2 protein-coding genes are annotated in these 2,933 nt (G+C 47.4%); both read left to right on the top strand.

What is annotated here, in order from left to right; all coding sequences use genetic code 11:
* The first annotated feature begins 178 nt into the window (after positions 1–178).
* Positions 179–1,354 carry an outer membrane protein assembly factor BamB gene (bamB, locus tag GY683_RS02835; protein WP_297287305.1) on the top strand — a complete coding sequence of 392 codons (1,176 nt, stop codon included), beginning with the start codon at positions 179–181 and terminating at the stop codon, positions 1,352–1,354.
* Between the two features lie 102 nt (positions 1,355–1,456).
* Complete coding sequence (gene der, locus GY683_RS02830; protein WP_297287304.1) at positions 1,457–2,872, top strand: ribosome biogenesis GTPase Der; 1,416 nt, start codon at positions 1,457–1,459, stop codon at positions 2,870–2,872.
* The last annotated feature ends 61 nt before the right edge of the window (positions 2,873–2,933 follow it).

Below are 2,933 nucleotides of genomic sequence, written 5' to 3'. Positions count from 1 at the left end.
GCTGAAGCTACCCAAGAGGGTGGTGATAAAGCTGAAGCGTCCGCTCAAAACTTAGAAACACAAAACACACAAACGGGTAATTAGTCGTTATTAAATCAGCTTTATAATGATGAGCGAATAATCACCTCAAAAATTGCTGCGGCGCACAGTTGGCGGCTATACAGTATAAGGATAAAATATGCACACTCGTTTTGTAAAAACCGCTCTGGTCTGCGCATTAAGTGCGGTGGCTTTGGTTGGTTGTGGTAAAGGCATTAAGGCAGAAAGCAAAAAACCTGCCAAATTAATCAAAATCAGCGCCCCTGTCGCAGTTCTGTCGCCTGTTTTTAGCGCATCGCTAGATCAAGGCCGCAGCATGATGAAAGGCAGCCGCGCCAGCAAAAAAGACGTGGTCGATCTTCAAGTTGCCCAAACAGGCGAAGGTCTGATCGCTGCTAGCCGTGGTGGCATCGTTTCACTATTAAATGGTAAGCAAACCGTCTGGTCGGTAGATCTTAAAGAAGCTATTACCAGCGGTGTGGCATCTAATCAGTCGGGTAGTGTTGCCATTGTCGGTACGCGCTCTGGTAAAGTGGTTGCCATCAATGCTCAGACCGGTGCGATCGTGTGGGAAAAGGCACTACCAACATCTAGCCCAACCCCGGCACTTGTTACCAATAATCGTGTCCTACTGTCGGGTAATAACGGCACGCTTTACGGTCTAGACTTACAGACAGGTACAGCCATGTGGCAGTTTAGCACGCAGAATGTCGATGTGAGTGTGCGCGGTGCAGCTAAGCCGCTTTATTTGGATGAGCAGACAGCGCTATTTGGTACGGCGGATGGTCGTATTCATGCGATTAATCCTGTCTCGGGTACGCCACTATGGACACGCCGTGTGGGTATGGCGACTGGCGGTAGTGCAGTTGAGCGCATGAGTGATGTGGATGGTACGCCATTGGTGGTGGGTCAGCACCTATATGTGACAAGCTTCAGCGGTCAATTGGCAGCTTTTGACATGTCAACAGGTCGCCCGATGTTCGTAGGCGAGATTCCAAGCACAAAATCACCGACCATTCTTGGTGAGACGCTTGTGGCCACAGGAGTTAATGGCGATGTTAAGGCCTTTAACCGCCTAACAGGCGAGACATTATGGCTAAATGAGAACCTAAAACACCGTAAGCTTACCAATCCTGTTAATGTGGGCAATTATGTCGCAGTTGGTGACTATGATGGAGTGATTCATCTGTTCGATGTCGATGGCAACATCGTAAGTCGTGCTGAGACCAAGGGTCAATTAACCAGCCTGCAAGTGAACGGCAATCGCCTATATGCTCAGAGTGCATCAGGCGTAGTGAGCGTTTGGCAGTTTTAAGTTTTTATTAATCGATACTTTTCCTTTGCTGTCAAATGATAGCAAAGGATTTGGTGTTTTTATTTGATTGTAAATTTATTTTTTAGATAATTTTGAGAGATTATGAGTATTAAACCTGTGGTTGCCTTGATTGGCCGCCCAAATGTCGGAAAATCAACCCTTTTTAATCAGCTGACCAAGTCTCGTCAAGCACTGGTTGCGGACATGGCTGGTCTGACGCGCGATCGTCAATATGGCGATGCGCATTTTGAGAATAAGTCATTCATTGTCGTGGATACAGGCGGTATTGGTGAGGCGGACGATGGTACGGGCAATATCGACGACTACATGGCGACACAGTCCTATACCGCCATCCATGAGGCGGATATTGTTGTCTTTGTGGTTGATGCGCGTTCGGGCTTGATCGGTGCGGATAGCGAGATCGCCAGATTCTTGCACACGCTGGGCAAGCCGGTATACCTTGTGGCGAACAAGATGGATGGCGTACATGAAGCCTCGTCGGCAGAGTTTTTTGAATTGGGTTTTGGTGAGCCATTTCCGACCGCTGCCAGTCATGGTAAGGGTGTTACTAACCTTCTAGAAGTCTTAACGGCTGACATGCCAGAGGATGAGGCTGATGATAATGATGATGACAGCCTAAAGCTTGCTATTATCGGACGCCCGAACGTTGGTAAATCAACACTGGTCAATCGCCTACTGGGCGAGGAGCGTGTGGTCGTCTTTGATATGCCGGGCACGACCAGAGACAGTATTTACATTCCTTTTGAGCGCGAAGGCCGCAAATATACGCTGATCGATACGGCGGGTGTGCGTCGTCGCGGTCGTATTGATGAGAAGGTTGAGAAGTTCTCTGTTGTTAAGACCTTGCAGGCCATCAAGGATGCGAATGTCGTTGTCGTTGTGGTCGATGCCAAAGAGGGTATCGTCGATCAAGATCTGCACATGTTAGGCTATGCACTCGATGCAGGTCGCGCGATAGTGATTGCCATTAATAAATGGGATGGCCTGTCCCAAGACCAAAAAGACTATGTGAAGCTTGAGATTGATCGCCGTTTTAACTTCGTGCCGTGGGTGAAGATTCATTTAATCTCAGCGATGTATGGTAATGGCGTAGGCGAGCTTTATCCATCGATTCATAAGGCGTATGATGCATCGATGTTCAAGGTGTCCACGTCTCGTCTGACGCAGATTCTACAAGATGCCGTGCAAAATCACCAGCCACCAATGGTCGGTGGTCGCCGCATCAAGTTAAGATATGCGCACTTGGGTGGGCATAATCCACCTGTGATCGTCATTCATGGCAACCAGACTTCTGCCTTGCCAAAGAGCTATCAGCGTTATCTTGAGAACATTTATCGTGATGTGTTCAAGCTAGAGGGTACGCCTTTACATGTAGAGTTTAAGCAGAATGCCAACCCATATGAAGGTAAGAAAAACCCTAAAATTAAGAATAAAGCCAAAGTCATGCGTGAACGTAAACGAATTGCGGAATTTAAAAAACGCGATAAGAAACGCTAGATTTTCCATCTAGTTAGTAGAATTAATTTTTGAGGGTGTATTATGATGAAAGTTTTACCAG

The organism is Moraxella sp. (assembly GCF_024227015.1).
Taxonomy (GTDB): domain Bacteria; phylum Pseudomonadota; class Gammaproteobacteria; order Pseudomonadales; family Moraxellaceae; genus Moraxella.
This window is presented reverse-complemented; position numbering and strand designations above follow the sequence as displayed.